Annotated in this window: 15 protein-coding genes and 1 tRNA gene; 6 read left to right on the top strand and 10 right to left on the bottom strand. The window is 55.5% G+C overall.

Annotated elements, in window-relative coordinates:
- Nucleotides 1-6: 6 nt before the first annotated feature.
- Genes nqrF through ACR0DG_RS18485 form a run of 6 tightly spaced genes read right to left on the bottom strand, consistent with a single transcriptional unit; the run spans nt 7 to nt 5,879 of the window.
- A complete protein-coding gene (nqrF, locus tag ACR0DG_RS18460) occupies nt 7-1,230 on the bottom strand; it encodes an NADH:ubiquinone reductase (Na(+)-transporting) subunit F (protein WP_480699837.1) in 1,224 nt (407 codons plus the stop codon).
- Nucleotides 1,231-1,240: 10 nt separating this feature from the next.
- Nucleotides 1,241-1,849 carry an NADH:ubiquinone reductase (Na(+)-transporting) subunit E gene (gene nqrE, locus ACR0DG_RS18465; protein ID WP_480520774.1) on the bottom strand — a complete coding sequence of 203 codons (609 nt, stop codon included), beginning with the start codon at nt 1,847-1,849 and terminating at the stop codon, nt 1,241-1,243.
- Nucleotides 1,849-2,502, bottom strand: coding sequence for an NADH:ubiquinone reductase (Na(+)-transporting) subunit D (locus tag ACR0DG_RS18470; protein ID WP_170495196.1), 654 nt, complete (start codon nt 2,500-2,502; stop codon nt 1,849-1,851). Before ACR0DG_RS18470 ends, nqrE begins: the two co-directional genes overlap by 1 nt.
- Nucleotides 2,502-3,329 (bottom strand): Na(+)-translocating NADH-quinone reductase subunit C, encoded by an 828-nt coding sequence (locus ACR0DG_RS18475; RefSeq protein ID WP_480699838.1) that lies wholly within the window; start codon nt 3,327-3,329, stop codon nt 2,502-2,504. Before ACR0DG_RS18475 ends, ACR0DG_RS18470 begins: the two co-directional genes overlap by 1 nt.
- Nucleotides 3,322-4,530: an NADH:ubiquinone reductase (Na(+)-transporting) subunit B gene (locus ACR0DG_RS18480; protein WP_480699839.1), complete on the bottom strand. Its 1,209-nt coding sequence runs from the start codon at nt 4,528-4,530 to the stop codon at nt 3,322-3,324. The genes ACR0DG_RS18475 and ACR0DG_RS18480 overlap by 8 nt, the downstream gene beginning before the upstream one ends.
- 5 nt (nt 4,531-4,535) lie before the next feature.
- Nucleotides 4,536-5,879, bottom strand: a complete 1,344-nt coding sequence (locus tag ACR0DG_RS18485; RefSeq protein WP_480699860.1) for a Na(+)-translocating NADH-quinone reductase subunit A — start codon at nt 5,877-5,879, stop codon at nt 4,536-4,538.
- 287 nt (nt 5,880-6,166) lie between these two features.
- Between ACR0DG_RS18485 and ACR0DG_RS18490 the strand changes: the two genes are divergently transcribed.
- The 6 genes from ACR0DG_RS18490 (at nt 6,167) to ACR0DG_RS18515 (ending at nt 13,894) form a co-directional block, all read left to right on the top strand.
- Nucleotides 6,167-7,282 carry a THUMP domain-containing class I SAM-dependent RNA methyltransferase gene (locus ACR0DG_RS18490; RefSeq protein WP_480699840.1) on the top strand — a complete coding sequence of 372 codons (1,116 nt, stop codon included), beginning with the start codon at nt 6,167-6,169 and terminating at the stop codon, nt 7,280-7,282.
- An 87-nt stretch (nt 7,283-7,369) separates the two neighbouring features.
- A tRNA-Pro gene (locus ACR0DG_RS18495) sits at nt 7,370-7,446 on the top strand.
- A gap of 227 nt (nt 7,447-7,673) precedes the next feature.
- Nucleotides 7,674-9,566 carry a DEAD/DEAH box helicase gene (locus tag ACR0DG_RS18500; RefSeq protein WP_480699841.1) on the top strand — a complete coding sequence of 631 codons (1,893 nt, stop codon included), beginning with the start codon at nt 7,674-7,676 and terminating at the stop codon, nt 9,564-9,566.
- Nucleotides 9,567-10,026: 460 nt separating this feature from the next.
- The gene (gene dctP, locus ACR0DG_RS18505) at nt 10,027-11,127 is read left to right on the top strand and encodes a TRAP transporter substrate-binding protein DctP (RefSeq protein ID WP_480699842.1); all 1,101 of its coding nucleotides are present in this window, start codon (nt 10,027-10,029) and stop codon (nt 11,125-11,127) included.
- Between the two features lie 76 nt (nt 11,128-11,203).
- On the top strand, nt 11,204-12,535 hold the full coding sequence (locus ACR0DG_RS18510) for a TRAP transporter small permease subunit (protein ID WP_480699843.1): 1,332 nt from the start codon (nt 11,204-11,206) through the stop codon (nt 12,533-12,535).
- 3 nt (nt 12,536-12,538) lie between these two features.
- Entirely contained in the window at nt 12,539-13,894 is a 1,356-nt protein-coding gene (locus ACR0DG_RS18515) for a TRAP transporter large permease (RefSeq protein ID WP_480699844.1), read from the top strand.
- A 53-nt stretch (nt 13,895-13,947) separates the two neighbouring features.
- Here the strand turns inward: ACR0DG_RS18515 and ACR0DG_RS18520 are convergent, their stop codons facing one another.
- The 4 genes from ACR0DG_RS18520 to ACR0DG_RS18535 all read right to left on the bottom strand — a co-directional run bounded on the left by ACR0DG_RS18520 (nt 13,948) and on the right by ACR0DG_RS18535 (nt 19,971).
- Nucleotides 13,948-16,167: a hybrid sensor histidine kinase/response regulator gene (locus ACR0DG_RS18520; protein WP_480699845.1), complete on the bottom strand. Its 2,220-nt coding sequence runs from the start codon at nt 16,165-16,167 to the stop codon at nt 13,948-13,950.
- Nucleotides 16,160-17,338, bottom strand: coding sequence for an FIST N-terminal domain-containing protein (locus tag ACR0DG_RS18525; RefSeq protein ID WP_480699846.1), 1,179 nt, complete (start codon nt 17,336-17,338; stop codon nt 16,160-16,162). The genes ACR0DG_RS18520 and ACR0DG_RS18525 overlap by 8 nt, the downstream gene beginning before the upstream one ends.
- A gap of 44 nt (nt 17,339-17,382) precedes the next feature.
- The gene (locus tag ACR0DG_RS18530) at nt 17,383-18,066 is read right to left on the bottom strand and encodes a response regulator (protein WP_480699847.1); all 684 of its coding nucleotides are present in this window, start codon (nt 18,064-18,066) and stop codon (nt 17,383-17,385) included.
- A gap of 138 nt (nt 18,067-18,204) precedes the next feature.
- A complete protein-coding gene (locus tag ACR0DG_RS18535; protein WP_480699848.1) occupies nt 18,205-19,971 on the bottom strand; it encodes a PQQ-dependent methanol/ethanol family dehydrogenase in 1,767 nt (588 codons plus the stop codon).
- Between the last annotated feature and the right edge of the window lie 104 nt (nt 19,972-20,075).

Here is a 20,075-nt window from a genome sequence, read left to right on the forward strand (position 1 = left end):
CGTTTCTTACCCGCCGAAATCGTCGAGCATGATGTCTTCGCGATCCACGCCCAGATCCAACAGCATGTTAATGACTGACTGGTTCATGATCGGCGGGCCGCACATGTAAAACTCACAATCTTCGGGCGCGGGGTGGTTCTTGAGGTATTCATCGAACAGAACGTTGTGGATAAAGCCCGTATAGCCCTTCCAATCGTCCTCAGGCTGCGCGTCCGACAGGGCGACATGCCATTCGAAATTGTCAAACTCTTCGGCCAGTTGGTCAAAGTCTTCGACAAAGAACATCTCTTTCTTCGAGCGCGCACCGTACCAGAATGTGATCTTGCGATTGCGGTTCTCAAGACGCTTTAACTGGTCAAAGATATGACTGCGCATTGGCGCCATGCCTGCGCCACCGCCGATGAACACCATCTCTTTTTCTGTTTCGCGCGCGAAGAATTCCCCAAACGGGCCCGAAATTGTAACTTTGTTACCCGGTTTCAGGTTGAAGATGTACGAGGACATCTGACCCGGAGGAATTCCATCAGACCCGGGCGGCGGCGAGGCGACGCGGACGTTGAGCATGATCATGCCCTTTTCGTCCGGGTAGTTAGCCATGGAATAAGCGCGTTCAATCGGTTCCGCCACCACGGACTCGTATTGCCACAGATTGAACTTGTCCCAATCCTCGCGATACTCGTCTTCCACGTCGAAATCGGTGTATTTCAACGCATGCGCGGGGGCTTCGATCTGAATGTAACCACCAGCGCGGAAGTTCACATCCTCACCCTCTGGCAAGTCCAGCGTCAAGGCTTTGATAAAGGTCGCCACGTTTTCATTTGAGCGAACGGTGCATTCCCATTTCTTGACGCCAAAGACCTCTTCAGGAACTTCAATATCCATGTCCTGTTTGACCGCGACCTGACAGGACAGACGGTCGCCGCAGGCGGCCTCGCGCTTGGTGATATGGCTTTCCTCGGTCGGCAGGATCGAGCCGCCACCCGAATGCACGCGCACGCGGCACTGCGCACAAGTACCACCGCCGCCACAAGCAGAGGGGACGAACAATTTCTCGGCCGCCAGAGTTTGCAGCAATTTGCCGCCCGCTGGGACAGACACGGTTTTTTCACCGTTAATAGTTATGTTCACGTTCCCGGTGGACACCAGCCGCGACCTTGCCGCCATGATGATTGCGACCAGACCCAGAACGATCAGGGTGAAAAGAACGACGCCTAAGCTAAAGGTTTCCATGCGCCCCTCCTTACAGTTTCACGCCCGAGAAGGACATGAAGGCCATCGCCATCAGACCCGCGGTGATGAAGGTAATACCCAGCCCCTGCAGACCGTCGGGAATGTCAGAGTATTTAAGCTTTTCCCGAACACCCGCCATTGCGGTGATCGCCAAGGCCCAACCAAAGCCAGAGGAAAGGCCATAGGTCGTCGCTTCGGCAAAGTTGTAGTCGCGTTCCACCATGAACAGCGATCCACCCAAGATGGCACAGTTCACTGTGATCAGCGGCAGGAAGATCCCCAGAGCGTTGTAGAGCGGCGGGAAATACTTGTCCAAAACCATCTCGAGGATCTGAACCATCGCCGCGATCACACCGATATACGAGATCAGGCCAAGGAAGGTCAGGTCCACATCCGGGAACCCGGCCCAGGCCAGCGCGCCCGGTTTCAGCAGATAGTTCAGCAGCAAGTTGTTGGCGGGCACGGTGATGGCTTGCACGACCATGACCGAGATGCCCAGACCCAGCGCGGTCGAAATCTTCTTGGATACGGCGATGAAAGTACACATCCCCAGAAAGAAGCTGAGCGCAAGGTTTTCGACAAAGATGGCCTTGACGGCCAGTGAAATCAGGGCTTCCATCAGTGGGCCTCTACCTGCTGAATTTTGTATTCACGCTCTTCCACCTGGTTCGGCTTCCATGTGCGGAAGGCCCAGATGATCAGACCGATGATGAAAAACGCCGAAGGTGGCAGCAGCAGCATGCCGTTGGGCACATACCAACCGCCGTTGTTGACCGTCTGCAGGATGGTGACACCAAACAGCGAGCCTGCTCCGAACAGCTCGCGGATGAAGCCGACCAACAGCAGGATCAGGCCATAGCCCATGCCGTTACCCAAGCCATCGATAAAGGACGCTACGGGCGGGTTCTTCATCGCAAACGCCTCAGCCCGGCCCATCACGATACAGTTGGTGATGATAAGACCCACAAAAACCGACAGGGTTTTCGAGATTTCAAACGCGTAGGCTTTCAGCACCTGATCCACCAGGATCACCAGCGAGGCGATGATCACCATCTGCACGATGATCCGGATTGAGCCGGGGATCTGGTTACGCAGACACGAGATGAAGAAGGACGAAAACGAGGTCACGAATGTCACCGCCAGCGCCATCACGAACGAAACCTGTAGCGATGAGGTCACCGCCAGTGCGGAACAGATGCCCAGCACCTGCAGGGTGATCGGGTTGTTGTCGACAAGCGGGTCGACCAGCATCTCTTTCTTGGTCTGAGACATCAGAATTCTCCTGCTTGCAGTTTGGCCAGGAACGGAGCGTAACCCGCATCCCCCATCCAGAACCGTACAAGGTTATCGACCCCCACCGAGGTCAGCGTGGCCCCGGCCAGCGCGTCAACGTAAAAGTCGGGGCCAGCGGCGGGCTGCGATTTGGCAACGGTGATTTGCAACTCACCCGCATCATCGCGCAGACGTTTGCCATTCCACAGCGCTTTCCAGCGGGGGTTGTCCACCTCGGCCCCTAGGCCCGGGGTTTCACCGTGCTGATAGAATTGCAGACCGTAGATATCGTTGCCGTTGTTTTCCAGGGCGATAAAGCCATAGAGCGTGGACCAAAGCCCATAGCCATGCAGCGGCAGGATGGCTTTGTCCAAAGCACCAGCATCGTCGCGCAGTAAATAGACGACCCGATATTTCGACTTGCGCCCGATACCTGCCGGGTCGTTGTCCAGAGCGACGCTGAGGTCAGGGTCGCTGGCGGCAGCGATGTCATCAAAGGTTGCCGGATCGAACTGGTCATCTGCAAACTCACCCGTGGCCAGTTCCAGCACGTGCGGTTCGAACGCGGCGAAGGCTTCGCTGACGTCGACGCCGGGCTCATAAACACCAGCTACCTGTAGGACGTTAACCTGCTTGTCCTTGAGCGCATTGGCCTCTTGAACTGGGCGCAAGCTTACCGCGGCAGCCGAGACAACCATCGAAGCGACCAGGCAAACGGCAACCGCAACAATGATTGTCTTGCCGACAGCATCTGGCGAGGCCGCCAGGAACTTGGCGAGCGCGCCCTTCGGCGCCTCGTTGTTATCTGGGGATTGCGTATCAGACATGGCGACGCGCCCTCCGTTTGATGTTGGCCTGAACGACAAAATAGTCGATCAGCGGTGCAAAGACGTTCCCGAACAGAATTGCCAGCATCATACCTTCTGGGAAAGCAGGGTTAATGACGCGGATCATCACAACCATGATACCAATCAGCGCACCATATATGTAGCGGCCCATGTTGGTGTGGCTGGCCGAAACCGGCTCGGTCACCATGAAGGCCAGACCAAAGGCGTAGCCGCCCAGAACGATGTGCCAGTACCACGGCATGGCAAACATCGGGTTGGTGTCCGATCCAATGAGGTTCAGCAGCAGCGAGAACCCGATAGTGCCTGCCAAACACCCTACGATCAGTCGGTAATTGGCTATTTTGGTCGTCAGCAAAAAGGCAAGACCGATCATACAGGCAAGCGTCGATGTCTCACCAAAACTGCCCTGCATTTGGCCAAAGAATGCGTTGGCCCAAGTAATCCCATCGGCCGCCAGCGCCTGTACGCCCTGGGCCGCGGTGATACCCAGCGCTGTTGCACCCGAAAAGCCGTCAACCGGTGTCCAGACCGAGTCCCCTGACATCTGAGCGGGATAAGCAAAGTAGAGGAAAGCGCGACCCACAAGCGCAGGGTTAAGGAAGTTCTTACCCGTTCCACCGAAGACTTCTTTACCAATCACAACGCCAAAAATGATGCCCAACGCGACCTGCCACAAAGGGGCCGTAGCAGGCATAATCAACGTGTATAGCATTGAGGTCACAAGGAAACCTTCGTTCACCTCGTGTCCGCGGACGGTCGCAAAGATAACCTCGAAAATACCGCCTGCAACAAGCGTCGTGATGTATATCGGCAAGAAATACATCAAACCATGCATTACGTTGGCGAAAATGCTGTCAGGGTTCAACGAGATGCCAAACGCCTGCAGAAATGCGATGCGCCATCCTGTCGCCGAATCCGGGCCCAACGCAGCTATGGCTGAATTGGCCTGATAGCCGGTATTATACATCCCCCACAGAATACAGGGGATCGTCGCGATCACGACATAGGTCATGATCCGCTTCATATCCACGTATGACCGCGCGTGCGGCGCAACAGTCGTTACCGTTTTCGGAGTGTAGATAAAGCTTTCCACCATCTCGTAGATGGGGAAGTACTTTTCGTACTTGCCGCCCTTGGTAAAGTTCGGCTCGATCTGATCGAAGAAGCTGCGCAAACCCATTTGGATCAGCCCTCCTTTTCAATCTTTGTCAGGCAGTCGCGCAGCGCCAGCCCGTATTCATATTTTGCAGGGCAGGCAAAACCGACCAGACCCAGATCTTCTTCGTCCAGCTCGAGCGCGCCCAATGCCTGAGCTGTGTCGGTATCCATCACAAGCAAAGCCCGCAGCAATTGCGTCGGCAGATAGTCCTGCGGCATCAGCTCTTCGAATGTGCCGGTCGGCACCATCGCGCGGCGGCCACCGTTCAGATTTGATGTGAATGCATACAGCTTTTTGGCGAACGCCGAACCCAGAACCGGTTGTACAGCAAATTTGGATGGCATTGGCCTGATCCAACCCATCGGAATCTGGTCAGCATCCTCTCGGATAATCGTGACTTGCCGCGCAAATCGGCCCAGATACGCCGTTGGCCCGTCTGCGTGCTTACCAGACAGGATAGAGCCCGAAATGATCCGAGCGGTGCCGTCCACGTTCACCTCATCACGCGTCAGATCATCCGTTGAGGCGCCCATGACGGTGCGGATCAATCGAGGATCGCGCGCGCCGGGACCTGAAAGGGCAATTACAATGTTGGGATCCAGGTGACCTGTCTGCATAAGACGGCCAATCGCAATCACGTCCTGATAACCGATTGTCCAGACCTGCTTATCGCCCGCCAATGGTTCCAGAAAATGGATATGCGTCCCGGCCAGCCCAGCGGGGTGAGGACCCGAAAATCCTGCAGCCTGAACACCCGGCAGGTCAGACCCAGGAATGGTGTCACCCTCCGCTTGGCACAGGTAGGTGTTCCCCTCGGTCAATTTGGATACCGCGGAAAGACCAGCAGCAAAAGCATCCCCGGCATCAGCAATGATGACATCCGCGTCCGCCGACAAAGGTTCACTGTCCATAGCGGTCACAAAAATCGCGCCGGGTGTGCTGCCGGGAACCGGCATCTTGGAATAGGGTCGCGTCCGGAACGAAGTCCAAAGACCCGAAGCACAGAGTTTGGCAGTGACACCTTCTGCCGTGTCCGTATCCCCAAGTTCTGAGAAATCAACACCGGTGTCATTGACATCCGTCACTTGGATCACGACGCTTTGCAAAACACGCCGTGCGCCCCGATTGATAGCGACAACCTTTCCGGTGACAGGCGCGACCATCATCGCGTCGGGTGCGTCCTTATGACAGAACAAAGGCGTTCCGCGTTGAACGTCATCCCCTTCCTGAACCAGCATTCGAGGTTTCAGACCAAGATAGTCGGATCCCAAAACGCCCACGGTTGAAAACTCAGGGCCCGGTTTGATGTTTTGGTCAGGTGCACCTTGAACTGGCAGCTCCAACCCTTTTTTCAGTTTGAAAGTTTGCATGTCGCTTCGGTCTTCCAAGCCTCTTTCCTGCACCACATTGCCTTGTGACCTCTGCAGCACAAGGCAGGGCAAACGTGTGAGCCAAAGAACGAAGAGCAGCGCCTGACGCTTGTTACCGACCCTTGGCTTTTAATAGATCAGGGACCCTTTACGCGGGGATGGTGCCAAACGCAAACCTGTTACCGCCCAAAGTGGCACTTGAAGGTCACTTTCCTATGATCCGCCCCATAATTACTCAGATAAATTTGCTTGTCGCGCCCAAAGCATGTCCGGTGTAAGCAGCAGGAATGGAACAGACCAACAAATTTGAAATATTTCTGGTGGCCACGCCCGGTCTTGAAGGCCCACTGCGCGCCGAAGCCATCGAAAACGGGTTCAAGGGCGCAAAGCTTGTGCCGGGCGGCGTGGTCTGTACCGGTCCCTGGTCCGAAGTTTGGCGGGCCAACCTTTGCATACGCGGTGCCAACAAGGTTCTGGTTCGGATGGGTAGCTTTCCGGCTGCACACCTATCTCAGCTGGACAAGCGCGCTCGTAAATTTCGCTGGTCCGAATTCCTGCGCGCAGACGTGGCGATCAAAATCGAAGCTACCAGCCGTAAGTCTCGAATTTACCATGCCGGTGCCGCGCGTCAGCGGATCGAAAGCGCGATCGCCGATACATTGGGCGCTCCAATCTCTGCTGAGGCGGATGTGCGCGTTTTGCTGCGAATCGAAAAGGACGTCTGCACCTTGTCGGTTGATACATCTGGCGAGCCACTACACAAGCGCGGGCACAAACCCGCCGTTGCCAAAGCCCCCATGCGCGAGACGATGGCGGCCATGTTCCTGCGCGAATGCGGCTTCAAAGGGAAAGAACCCTTGCTGGACCCGATGTGCGGATCCGGCACGTTTGTTCTCGAAGCCGCCGAGATTGCACTTGGGCTAAACCCCGGGCGAAGTCGTCCTTTCGCATTTGAACACCTGAAAGGCTTTGACCCAGAAGTGTGGACGAATATGCGGCAAGCCACCAATTCCAAAACGACGGACCTTGTCTTTGAAGGATCAGATCGCAATAGCGGCGCTGTTCAGGCTGCCATAGCAAACGCTGACCACGCGGGCGTATCGTATCACACGCATTTTCAGACCCGCGCCGTCAGCGAAATTGAACCGGCAACCAGCAAGCCCGGTCTGATCATCGTCAACCCTCCCTATGGCGCCCGGATCGGTGAAGAAAAAGGGTTACGGTCTCTATATGGCTCACTTGGTACTGTGCTGATGTCAAAATTTACAGGATGGCGTGTTGGAATCGTGACAAGCGCACCTGCTCTGGCACGCGCAACGCGGCTCCCTCTCTTGCCCGACGGGCCGGTTGTTGATCACGGTGGAACCAAAGTGCGTCTCTATCGTACAGACCCATTGCCCTAGGTTAGATCAGCGCGTTTTTACGCGCTGCGCGTGGGCAAAATCCCCCTTGCACATCCAGTATACCCCGTATAGATCACCCGCCACGGTCGGAGTGTAGCTCAGCCTGGTAGAGCACTGTCTTCGGGAGGCAGGGGTCGGAGGTTCGAATCCTCTCACTCCGACCAATAAAAAACAGTCCCCTCGGGTTCTGTTTTTTCCTCTTAAGACTCACCAAACTCCCCAAAGTATGACCCGCGTAGCAGGACGATTTACTACTGATCCGACGTTGTCGCGCGGATATGCACCTTCTGCTCTATACATCCCTTTATTCTCTCGCTATGGACCCTGCTTTGATTATGAAACGTGTGTTGAGCGCTCTGAGGGTGACAGCATCACCCAAGAGAACCGATCCATGAAACAAACACTCGCCGATGCGCTGAAACGCAAAGGATATGTTACTCTAACACCGGTCCAAGAGGCCGTGTCTGCACCAAATCTGGAAGGCCGCGACCTGTTGGTTTCGGCGCAGACCGGATCAGGGAAAACAATCGGATTCGGGCTTGCAATTGCGCCAGTCATATTGGGCGATGCAGAGGCATTTGACCGCAGTGCTGCGCCCCTCGCCTTGGTCATTGCCCCGACAAGAGAGCTCGCCTTGCAGGTAAAACGCGAACTGGGGTGGCTATATGCCGATGCAGGTGCATACATCACCTCTTGTGTGGGTGGGATGGACATGCGTGATGAGCGCCGCGCGCTATCCCGCGGCGCGCATATCGTGGTCGCCACACCTGGACGTCTGCGCGACCATATCATGCGTGGCTCGATCGATTTGACGTCGGTGCGTTCCGTGGTTCTGGATGAGGCCGACGAGATGCTTGATCTTGGGTTCCGCGAGGACCTTGAGTTCATCCTCGACGAGACACCGACGGATCGCCAGACACTGCTTTTTTCGGCCACAGTGCCAAATGCCATTGCGTCCCTCGCCACACGTTACCAGCGTGACGCGGAACGGGTGAGCACTGTCAGTGAGCGTACGCAACACGCCGATATCGAATACAGAGCGTTGAACGTTGCCCCCCGCGACGGAGAAAACGCGATCATCAACGTGTTGCGCTATTATGAGGCGCCGAACGCCATTGTGTTCTGCAACACGCGTGCCATGGTCGCGCGTCTGACCGCCCGGCTGTCGAACCGGGGGTTTTCTGTCGTTGCTTTGTCAGGCGAACTGACCCAGAGCGAACGGTCCAATGCTTTGCAAGCGATGCGAGACGGGCGTGCCCGGGTTTGTGTGGCGACAGATGTAGCGGCACGCGGCATCGACCTACCGAACCTGGATCTGGTGATCCACGCCGAGCTGCCAAATAGCCACGAAACTCTGTTGCACCGATCAGGCCGAACCGGGCGAGCTGGGCGAAAGGGTGTCAGCGCGTTGATCGTCCCGCCATCATCGTTCAAAAAGGCGCAGCGTTTACTGAAATTCGCCAAATTGACGGCTGATTGGGGCGCAGCGCCTTCCGCCGATGAAGTGAACGCGCAGGATTTGCAGCGCATATTCAACGCCGAAGAGTGGCAAACCGATCCGCTGGAGAGCGAACGTGCGTCAGTAGACGAACTGGTTGCGAAATACTCGCCAGAACAATTGGCAACGGCCTATGTTCGCCAATACAGACGTTTGCATTCCGCGCCCGAAGAGTTGAGTGACGTGAAATCGCCCACCACCAAACCGAGCGCGCCATTTGGCCCCAGCGTCTGGTTTTCGGTATCGGAAGGCCGCAATCAGAACGCGTCGCCTCGGTATCTGCTACCGATGGTTTGCAAGGCGGGTAACATCACCAAATCCGATATCGGCGCAATCCGTATCGCTGATGATGTGACGTATGTTGAAATTCGCGAAAGTAGCGTGGACGGGTTCCTGGACGCGATCGGACCAGAGATGAAGATCGAAGGTACCAAAGACCTTGTGCGCTTGAACACTCCACCTGACCTTTCCAAAGTATTGAAAACCGGCCCGAAGCGGAGCCCAAAACCTAAAGCCGCGCCATCGAAAAACGCTCAGAGACCACCTCGCCAAGTCGAGCCTAAACCCGCAAAGGGCCGACAAAAGAAAGAAGCCCGATCCTCTAACGAAGCCAAGCCTGAAAGCAAGCCCAAGCGAGACAGTAAATCCGCGAGCGCACCCGGTAAGAAAGCGGACCGACGCCCCAAGGGCCCTCCTCCGCCCAAAGGCAAGCCGAGCAGCAAGAAAAACCGCGCCCACGCAGCGGCCGCAAAAGGTGGCGATGCTATGCCGCGGCGCAAAAGATAAAGCGTTCACCCGGGGAAGTTCTAAAATACATCCAAGGGCCGTGAATTCACACACTTGCTCAAAAGGCCGCGCTAAAAGTGTCGGCCGAATTAACTATGTGACTTTGACAGAATTAATTCACCCGGTATTGGCCGGGTAGAATCTTTTGCGGTCTTGAGCACACCCATTTTTGGGAAAACGCTGGCTTCCGTTTCGTGCGATTTTTTTCTCGCCTCTTTAAGCGAATCCGCAAAAAAACGTGCTACATTTCAATTGCATCAAGAAAACCAAGCGCGCGAACAGCGCCATTTGGCAATCTGAGCGCCCTTGCGAACCCCCAAAGTAGCCGTTTTTCGTCACGCAAAAGTGAGCCCATTATAAATTGGAAAAATAATATTACCAATTTAAGAAGTTCGGGTTATGCTAAGGGGGCACTGGCATTGCCTTGTATCGGCGTGGCGGTGACTAAAGGGAGGAACAAATGACCAAAAAGCTTATCACGCGCCGCAGCGCGTTTAGAACTATTGCGGGTGCTGGTGCTGCAACTTTGGCCGCGCCTCATATCGCGACGGCTGCAGGTGAAGGGACGACCTGGAAAATTCAAACATCGTGGCCCGGTGGGATCGGTTTGCAGGTCTTCAAAGACTGGTGCGCCACGATTGAGGAAAAGACCGGGGGCGAGCTGGCCTTTCAGGCGTTCGGCGCGAATGACGTCGTCGGTGATTTCCAACTGGCGGATGCTGTGAAAAACGGCGTTCTGGATGCGATCAACCCGTTCACCATCTACTATCAGGGCATCATTCCTGCCGCCGTATTCCTCAGCTCGTATCCGCTGGGTCTGCGTCAGCCGCATGAGTATGACACGTTCTACTACGGTCTTGGCGGTCTGGAAATTGCGCGCGAGCTTTTGGGGGCACAAGGTCTTCACTTTGTCGGACCTGTCCACCACGGCCCGAACATCATCCACTCAAAGGTTCCGATCCGCTCGGTCGATGACTTTGCCGGACGTAAGATGCGTCTGCCCGGTGGTATGGTCGCCGAGGTCTTCTCGGAACTGGGTGCTGAAACAACCGTTCTGCCCGGGTCCGAGATCTTCCCAGCCCTGGAAAAAGGCACTATCGACGTGGCCGACTTTGTGGGTCCTGCGGTGAACCATGCTCTGGGCTTTAGCCAGGTGACCGATTACATCGTTATGGGCCCTCCTGGCTTCATGTCAGTCTATCAGCCCGTTGACATCATGGACATCACCGTCGGCAAGGCCGCGTGGGACAAGCTGAGCCCACAGATGCAGGAATTCGTGGAAATGGAAACCCACGTCTATTCCGATCTGCACCACGCCGCAATTCAGGCCGCCGACCAGGAAGCATGGAAGAAATTCGAGGCCGAAGGTACTCAGATCACCCGTCTGTCACAGGACGACGTGGAACTGATGACCGAGGTCGCCGTGCCGATCTGGTTCAAGTACGCCAACCGCGACAAAGACGCGGCACGGGTCTTCAAGATTCAGCTTGATTACATGATGTCCGGTTCTCTGGGTTATGTGACCCCAGAGATGATCGAAGGGCAAACACTGGACCTGTAATCCAAGGAACAACTGACCAACAGTCCGCGCGGGTCTCTGCGCGGACATGACTTTTCTATGGAATTCGGAACGTAACATGCCGAGCGTCGATTTTACGCTGCCACACTGGCTGTACTGGGTCGGGCTGATCGCCTTTCCGGCCCTTGCAATGGTGCTGGCACGCAAAGCCCAACCCGAAAAACGGACATATGGGCTGCCTTTGGGGTACCTTATCCTGGTCACAGGCGGAATGCTGGGTCTGCACCGGTTTTACCTGCGCAGCCTGTTGGGATTGGTTTATCTACCAGTCTTCCTGATGATCCTCTACGCCAATGGCGAAGAACGCACCGCACGTAACGAATTTTCCAACGCCGTAAACGTTGTTCGACAAGCCGAACGGACAATCGAGCGGGAAACCGAACGCGTGCAATCGGCCGAAGAAGGCATCGATGAACTGCGCGCCGCTGTTGAGGCCGCTCAGGACGGAACAGCGTTGCAAAAGCGACGCGCAGAACGGTCACTGGACCGCGCGGAAAAGGCTATAGCCACCGGGCGCGAACGACTGGCCGAGTCCGAAACAGCGTTGACCGAAGCGCAGCCGCTGGCTGAGGCCGCTGGCGCGAACCGGGAATTCTGGGGTTCAGTAGCACGTTATGCTTTCTTCACAATCCTGGCTTTCATGGCGATTGACGCATTAATGCTGCCGCGCCTCGTCACGAGTGCACGCGCCAAAGCAGATGCAGAACCACATGAACCCGAGATGGAGATCGACGAAGAAACCGCCGCCCGCGCGGCTGAGCTGGACCCCGGCGCACGCAAGGCCGACCACGAATATGCCGAGAACTGGATAGACCGCCTGTCACTCTACGCGGGTGAGTTCGTCAGTTACTGGGCGGTGATTGCGGTGTTCGTCTATTATTACGAGGTGATCGTACGGTACGTCTTCAACGCGCCCACCAACTGGGCGCACGAATCCATGTACCTGATGTTCGGCATGCAATACCTGATCGCTGGGTCCTATGCGATGCTGACGGAAAGCCATGTCCGCGTCGATATCTTCTACGCTCCATTGACTAAGCCAAAACGGGCTTGGGCAGATCTGTTCACTTCAATCTTCTTCTTCATCTTTGCAGGTACGTTGCTCGTGACATCATACATCTTTGCGATGGACGCGATCGCGGTGCCGACAGGGAACTCAGTCGTTTCAGATTGGGCACGTGGAGAGTTGAGCTTCTTCCAGATGTTCGGTGCGCTAACCATCGGCGATTGGACCGATCCGAATGTTCGTTGGGGCGAGATCAGCTTTAACGAATGGGAAATCCCGCTTTGGCCAATGAAATGGATGATGGTCGTGGGCGCGGTTCTGTTGATTTTGCAAGGGGTGTCAAAACTGTCCAAAGACATCCGAACGATTGCACGGGGGTACTGACCGATGGGTCTGGATATGTCCATCGAGCTGTTGACGCTCGTAATGTTTGGATCGTTGCTGGTCCTGCTGATGGCAGGCTTGCCGCTTGCCTTTGTTACCGGTGGCCTGGCTTGTGTATTCCTGTTCATATTGGGTGATGCGCGGGCGCTTAATATCGTGCCAAGCCGCATTTTCCCGCTGATGACGAACTATCAGCTATCGGCAATCCCCCTATTCATATTTATGGCCGCGATGCTCGAGAGAGCCGGGATCATCAACGACATGTTCGATGTGATCTACAAGGTTCTGGGCGGTCTGAAAGGTGGATTGGCGGCCGCAACCATTCTGGCGTCGACCGTTCTGGCGGCCATGGTTGGCGTAATCGGTGCGGCGGTGGTCACCATGGGTATTATCGCACTGCCTGCGATGTTGAAACGCGGCTACGACACCAAGATCGCTATGGGTTCGATCATGGCCGGGGGTACGCTGGGTATTCTGATCCCACCGTCCATTCTGGCCATTATCTATGCCGTGGTCGCCGAACAATCGGTGGGTGAGCTTTTCATCGGCGCGGTTATTCCGGGCCTGATGTTGTCGGGCATGTACATCATCTACGTGGTCGTGCGGTCGTACATAAACCCCGTGCTTGGCCCGCCAATCCCGGTGGATGAGCGTATCTCGAACCGCGAAAAGATGCGTTTGCTGGGCAAGATGTCCGCCCCTATCGCGCTAATCATCATCGTTCTTGGCGTGATCTTTTCGGGTGTTGCTACTCCGGTCGAGGCTGCGGGCATCGGCACCTTTGGGGCCTTCATCGTTGCTGCGATCCACAACAAATTGGATTGGCCCACAGTGCGCGAGGCATGTCTGACAACACTCAAAGCTTCGGCCATGGTGATCTGGATCATGTTTGGTGCGACGATCTTTGTGGGGCTCTACGTTCTGGAAGGCGGTCAGCAATTCGTGCAAGAGACGATGCAGGGCGCGGGTCTGGGCCCATGGGGTATTCTGATCGTAATGCAAATCCTGCTGGTCGTGCTGGGGATGTTCCTTGATTGGGTCGGCATTTTGCTATTGTGTGTGCCTATCTTTGTCCCGATTATCAAAGCCTTGGGTGCAGCCGCATTTGGCTTTGACGATCCCAACGATCTGGTGTTGTGGTTCGGCGTGCTCTACCTCGTTAACATGCAGATGAGCTTCCTTTCGCCACCCTTTGGATATGCATTGTTCTACTTGCGCGGTGTCGCTCCGCCGTCGATACCGATGACAGACATCTTCAAAGCCGCTCTGCCATTCCTTTTCCTGCAGATCGTCGGCCTTGTGATTTGTATGCTGTTTCCGTGGGTCGTCACGTGGCTGCCAAATCTGGTGTATGGTTAGATCAAATCAGCGGGCAGAGCATCGTTGTTCTGCCCGCCCGAAACCAGTTCGGTTTAAGCAGCCGGTTCGTCCGCAAGCGCAGTTTCGAAAACGGCTTTTAGACTTTGCGCATCAATGGGTTTTCGCAACAGCGGAAGCCCCATTTTTTTACATTGCTTCGTCAATTCAGGCGACCGGTTGGCCGAGATAACGCAGGCTGGCAAGTTGCCGAATTCCTGCCGTAACGCGTGTATTGCACCCAACCCTGTCATATCGTGATTAAGCTGATAATCGGCGACTATGATATCGGGTAAGATACCGATTTCACGCAGCAAGTTAATCGCTTCGGCTTCGCTTTCACATTCCAAGACCTGTACACCCCAGGCTTCGATTGTCATTGTCAAAGCCGTTCTCAGGTTTTCGTCGTTCTCTATCAACAACGCGACCGTACTACTAAGCGTCTTGAGCTCTGCCGGCTTGCGTTGCAGCGGTTTGTCTAACCCAGCGCTGATCGCCTTGGCCAATGGGATTTCAACCGAAAAGACCGAGCCCTTCCCGACCTCAGACCGCAAGTTTATTGGGTGCTTCAATAGCCCGCATGCGCGTTCAACGATGGCCAAACCAAGGCCCATGCCCTCGGCAGCGCTGGCGTCAGCATGTAAACGTTGGAATTCCTGGAATACGATGTCCCGTTGATCTGCAGCAATTCCGATGCCGGTATCCCAAACCTCAACAGCGACCGAAGCCCCGCGCCGACGCACCCCGACAACCACTTTTCCCGCCTCGGTGTAGCGGATCGCGTTCGACAAAAGGTTTTGCAGGATACGTCGCAAATAGCTGGCGTCGCTGGATACTTGCAGACCAGATTGAACAATCCGCAACTCAAGCCCTTTTGCCTGCGCGACAGGGCGAAAAGAATCTTCCAACTGCGACAGCAATTTCCCAATAGGCAGGGTCGAAAGGTGGACCTTGGCGCGTCCTGAATCCAGTTTTGAAATATCCAGTAGCGCCTCGAGTATGTGTTCTACACTGCTGAGTGCGCTTTCAGCCTTGGCCGCGACATTGCGGGCGTCAGTTTCATCCAAACCGCTGCCAAGCGTCGCGACGTATAGCTTCGCTGCTGACAAAGGTTGCAGCAGATCATGGCTGGCTGCAGCGACGAAACGGGACTTTGACGCGTTGGCGCGTTCGGCTTCGTTCAGCGCATCTGCAAGCTCTTCCGTTCGGGCGGCCACTCTTTGTTCCAGCAGCGCTTTCGCTTCGTATAAGGCCTGCGCGGATTGTCTTTCCGCAGTCACATCCGAGAAAGAAATCACGAACCCTCGGTCAGCCATTTCCTGGGCAAAAACAGACAGGATTTTCATGCGCCCACTGTGCATCTGAAATCGCAACGGCGGCCGTTCGGCCGTTCGGTTTACCCATGCAAGCAAGTCGGCATCGTTGACGCCACCTTCGAACCGAATTGTCGAACTCAGGCGGTTGAATAGCGTCTTGAACTGCGCACCCATCTGGAATTGAGCGTTTGGAATGGCCAACAACTCGCTGGCCCTGTTGTTCCAACCAATCAGACGTAACTTGCTGTCAAAAATGCACACACCTTGGTCGATATGTTCGAGTGTGGCGCGGATCAGCCGGGCTTGATCGTCCAGGATTCGATCCCGCTCCTGACGCTCGACGCGCATGATGTCAGTGACGTCAGTCTGAAGAATGACAGTGCCACCATCCGGGGTGCGATGTTCTGAAACCTGCGTCCAACGATTACCATTCAGCCGTACGTTAAAGACAACGTGATCATCTGCATGCCGGGCCATCCGTCGACGGGCCCAATCCTGCGGAGAGACGGTTTCAGGCAAAGACAGGAACTTGGATTGACTAACCAGTTCAACGTATTGCGTGAATCTTAGCCCGGGCGTTAGACGGCTTTGGATGTCCGGCATGTGCATGCCAAAACGGCTGTTGCACAAGACCAGCTCCTCATCGAGGTTAAAAAGAGCAAACCCTTCCTGAACCGTCTCAATCGCGTTTGCCAAGTCCGCTCGGGCGGCTTCGGTTTCCTGATTGGCTTGCGCAAGTCTGGCATTGGAATCGTTGAGCAATTCAAGCGCATGTTCCAGTTCAAGTGTTCTGGACCGAACCTCTTGTTCCAGCACGGCAGCTCTTTGAAATTGGGCATAGGCAGCCCCGCTTGCATCGGTGGATTCTTCAACCCTTCGCATCAATGCTTCGGCAATTTTCAGCAGCTTTTCGTTTTGCCGATCCAGAGGATCATTGGGGTTGATCAAGGCTTCAATCATGCGATGCCTCGTCCGGAGGGTAAATGGCCACCCCGGTCAGCGTTTGGTTGACGTGGATCGAGTTGAACTGCTCGCCATAGGTTGAAAACCCGACAACCCGATTGTCCGACAGGATTTTAGACAACGCACCGGTCATCTGCTTTTCCTGCGCCTCCAACCGGCGCAAGATACAATCACATCCAAGTATCGCATCGGGCTGCACTTTCTCTGCCAGAGCACCGACCTCGCGATCCAGATGCGTTACCATATCCAAGGGTTCCGCCAGAGTAAGAACAAGCCCCTCATCTATCGCCGAAAAGAAGACAAGATCACCGTTTCCGTCTACACGTTGAATGGCGCGCACATGGTGCTGACCACCAATTTGAACGACAACCGGATGAGCGGCGAATGTGAAAGGCGTCAATTGCTCAGGATCTTTGCCCAGGATTCTTGCGTATTCACGCGCGGCAGGTTCAGCGTTTATCTCGTGTACAATTCGTCTGGCGGGATCGGCCTTGGTAACGACCATGCGTTGTACCGTTGGAATAAGGTGGTCGGTCTTGAACACCTTGATCGGACACCGCGTACGAACCTGCGTCAAGATCGCAGCATTTTCCAAGGCCTGCCCATCATGCAAGACATATGTTTGTTCAAAACGGGTCCCGTCCCCGGCCGACCCCCCGAACAGCGGAACTGGTCCCAATCCTACAGCCAGTTCGGAGGTCAGGGCATCCTCTTTCGTCGATAGCCCGTCGATCAGCAAGAAGGTAAACTCATGGTGCCAGTCCGGGGCTGCCAAAGTCATCTCGTTTCGGTTGTGGATCATCTCATGAATGAGGTCCGGCGCCGAGAAATTATTCAGGTCTGGCACGAAAACCGTGCGCGCCAAAAAATGAGATGCAGGCAGACCGATCGCAACGATCTGATCCTCGGTGTAACCCTGACCGGTTAACTCACCTGCAGTCGTACACCCAACAACCGGTGTTGGTGCAAGCACCGACGTCGCTTGTTCGATGACCTGTGCAGCATCCGCACAGGCGCTGACAAACAGGACGACGAGCGCCATTGCGTCCTCACCCAATGCGCGTGCAAGATCCATGACCGCGTCATCCGCGTCATGTCTTACAAAAGCCGTTTTTACAATACCTGGCGCAACGGCACTGGCCGGTGCCCACCCGACGGCTTGGTCCATCGTGCCTCCTCCCTAAAGCGCGACGATTTAGGAGAGTATGCAGCTTAGCCCGAATCTTGCAAGACGCTGGCAAAGGACGCTTTCTTGGCAATCAAAACAGCCTGCGTCCGGCTTTGTACGCCAAGTTTCCGCATGATCGCCGTTACATGAGCCTTGACCGTTGTTTCGGCAATCGTCAAATCATAGGCGATCTGCTTGTTCAGCTTGCCCTCGCAGATCAGTTGCAGAATGCGCGCTTGCTGGTTGGTCAGCGTCGCAAGACGCGCGATTGCGTCTTGCTGTTCATCTTCTTCATCGGATTCGATCAAAACACACCCGTCCGGCAGAAACACATCCCCTGCCTGAACGGTTTCAAACGCTGTCCGGAAAACATCCCGCTGGCTATGCTTCGGAACATAGCCCGAGGCCCCGGCATGGATCACCTGACTAATCATACGATTGTCTGTTATGGATGACACAACGATCACCGGCGCATCCGCAATGGTTTTCAGACGGACCAACCCATCCAGACCATCCACGTCGGGAAGGTTAAGGTCCAGCATGATCGCATCCGGTTTCAAGCCGCCGGAAATACGCTCAAGCGCATCCTCCAACCTGTCCGCCGTGTGAATCTCGCCGATATGCGTGACTGACCTCAGCGTCATCGACAACGCGTCACAGAACAGTGGGTGATCATCGACGATCAACACGTTTTCGAAATCATTTCGCCCGACGGCATTTGCAAGCATTGGTAATGGCCTTTGCAATTATTCGCCCCAACCTAACGAAGCCTAGCAAGGGAATGGAAGCGCGCCTACTGTCGGAAAGTCGTATAAACGAAAACGCGCGCCCAAAAGGACGCGCGTTCAGAGGTTTCCAGGTTCAGATCAGTTGGCCGAGGCCAGCTCTTTCGGCAACCGGAAGGTCCACAAGGTACCACCCTGGTTGAGGTAATTGACCTTCTTGGCCACTTCGCCGCCCCACAGTGGAACAGCACCACCCCAGCCCGAAATCACCGAGACGTACTGTTCGCCGTCCTGTTCCCATGTAACTGGTTGACCGACGATGCCGGACCCAGTCTGGAAAGACCACAGTTTCTCACCGGTTTCGTCATCCAGCGCGATAAACTCACCTTCTGGGGTGCCAAAGAACACCAGACCACCAGCCGTTGTCATAACACCTGACCAAAGCGGTGCGTCGTTCTTGTATTCCCATTTCCATTCGCCCGTATCCGGGTCAATGGCTTTGAGAGAGCCGATATGGTCTTCGTAGTTTGGCTTGATGGTAAAGCCCGCGCCCAGATAAGCGGCACCTTTCTTGTAGGTGATCGGCTCGTTCCAGATATCCATGCCCCATTCGTTCGACGGCACATAGAAATTACCGGTTTTGGGCGAGAACGCCATTGGCATCCAGTTCTTCCCACCCAAGAAGGAAGGCGACGCAAAGATCACTTCACCTTTCTTACCATCGGCTGCCGCAGTTGGGTCACCCGGGCGGTTGTTTTCGACAAAGATCGGGCGACCTGTCTCATCCACGCCTTCGGCCCATGTAATGTCCTTGACGAAAGGGCTGGCTGATACAAAGGCACCATCTTCACGGTTCAGAACATAAAAGAACCCGTTCCGATCGGCGGTCGCGAACCGTTGATTGCCCTCGCGATCGGTGTAGGCAACCACTTCATTCACACCATCATAGTCCCAACCCTCACGCGGGGTGGTCTGGAAGTGCCATTTGATATCGCCGGTTTTGGGATCAATCCCGATGCGGCTTGCAGCATAAAGGTTGTCACCTTTGTTGCCCTCAGTCGGCGTGCCCGCGTTCCGCAGCCAGCTGTTCCAAGGTGCCGGGTTGCCCGCACCAAATACCAACGTGTCGGTGTCTGCGTCGTAAGAGCCGCCCAACCAAGTTGCGCCGCCGCCGGTTTTCCACATGTCGCCGGGCCATGTCGCGTTCAGCTCGCCTGTCATGGTGCTTTCTTCGCCGTTCAGCGTGCCCATGTGGCCTTCGATGACCGGACGGGTCCAGACGATGTCGCCTGTATCTGCGTTCCGCGCCTGTACTTCACCGACAATCCCGAATTCACCGCCCGAGTTGCCTGTGACGACAAGTCCGTCCACGATCAGCGGAGCCGCGGTATATGAATACCCGGCCTTGTAATCCGCGATTTTGTCCCGCCAGACCACGTCACCTGTTTTCAGATCCAGCGCCACGATGCGCGCGTCCAGCGTTCCGAAAAAGATCTTGTCGCCATAGATCGCGGCACCTCGGTTGACCACGTCACAGCACGGCAGAATGCCTTCGGGCAAACGTGCGTCGTATTGCCAGACCTCTTTGCCAGTCTTCAGGTCAATTGCGTAAAGGCGCGAATAAGACCCGGTAATGTACATCATTCCGTCGTAGATCAGCGGCTGGGTTTCCTGACCGCGCTGCTTTTCACCGCCAAGGCTGAACGCCCATGCCGGCAGCAGGTTATCCACGTTTTCTTTGTTGAGCATGTCCAGCGGGCTATAGCGCTGCAAATGCCGACCCATGCCGTTTGTCACGACCTGCGTGGTGATCGTTTGGTCATTGGCCAGATCGTCTTCGGTAACTTCTGCGTATGCTGCTCCCGTCGCCAAAACGCTTGCAACCGCCGCGATAATAAACCGGCTCATCGGTGTCCTCCCTAGACTTGTGTCTCTCCTCAACGCCGAATCCCCGACACGTCGGGAGTGTTGGCACGTGTATTATTCGCAGGCAGGAAGATCGGTGAAATTGC

The organism is Ruegeria sp. BG8, assembly GCF_056538325.1.

What these genes read in the sequence shown, in the direction of transcription:
- ACR0DG_RS18490 (WP_480699840.1), top strand. Translation starts at nt 6,167, where the DNA reads ATGGAACAGACCAACAAATTTGAAATATTTCTGGTGGCCACGCCCGGT.
- ACR0DG_RS18535 (WP_480699848.1), bottom strand. Translation starts at nt 19,971, where the DNA reads ATGAGCCGGTTTATTATCGCGGCGGTTGCAAGCGTTTTGGCGACGGGA.
- ACR0DG_RS18475 (WP_480699838.1), bottom strand. Translation starts at nt 3,329, where the DNA reads ATGTCTGATACGCAATCCCCAGATAACAACGAGGCGCCGAAGGGCGCG.
- ACR0DG_RS18515 (WP_480699844.1), top strand. Translation starts at nt 12,539, where the DNA reads ATGGGTCTGGATATGTCCATCGAGCTGTTGACGCTCGTAATGTTTGGA.
- ACR0DG_RS18480 (WP_480699839.1), bottom strand. Translation starts at nt 4,530, where the DNA reads ATGGGTTTGCGCAGCTTCTTCGATCAGATCGAGCCGAACTTTACCAAG.
- ACR0DG_RS18500 (WP_480699841.1), top strand. Translation starts at nt 7,674, where the DNA reads ATGAAACAAACACTCGCCGATGCGCTGAAACGCAAAGGATATGTTACT.
- ACR0DG_RS18530 (WP_480699847.1), bottom strand. Translation starts at nt 18,066, where the DNA reads ATGCTTGCAAATGCCGTCGGGCGAAATGATTTCGAAAACGTGTTGATC.
- ACR0DG_RS18485 (WP_480699860.1), bottom strand. Translation starts at nt 5,879, where the DNA reads ATGCAAACTTTCAAACTGAAAAAAGGGTTGGAGCTGCCAGTTCAAGGT.
- ACR0DG_RS18520 (WP_480699845.1), bottom strand. Translation starts at nt 16,167, where the DNA reads ATGATTGAAGCCTTGATCAACCCCAATGATCCTCTGGATCGGCAAAAC.
- nqrF (WP_480699837.1), bottom strand. Translation starts at nt 1,230, where the DNA reads ATGGAAACCTTTAGCTTAGGCGTCGTTCTTTTCACCCTGATCGTTCTG.
- ACR0DG_RS18525 (WP_480699846.1), bottom strand. Translation starts at nt 17,338, where the DNA reads ATGGACCAAGCCGTCGGGTGGGCACCGGCCAGTGCCGTTGCGCCAGGT.
- ACR0DG_RS18510 (WP_480699843.1), top strand. Translation starts at nt 11,204, where the DNA reads ATGCCGAGCGTCGATTTTACGCTGCCACACTGGCTGTACTGGGTCGGG.
- ACR0DG_RS18470 (WP_170495196.1), bottom strand. Translation starts at nt 2,502, where the DNA reads ATGTCTCAGACCAAGAAAGAGATGCTGGTCGACCCGCTTGTCGACAAC.
- nqrE (WP_480520774.1), bottom strand. Translation starts at nt 1,849, where the DNA reads ATGGAAGCCCTGATTTCACTGGCCGTCAAGGCCATCTTTGTCGAAAAC.
- dctP (WP_480699842.1), top strand. Translation starts at nt 10,027, where the DNA reads ATGACCAAAAAGCTTATCACGCGCCGCAGCGCGTTTAGAACTATTGCG.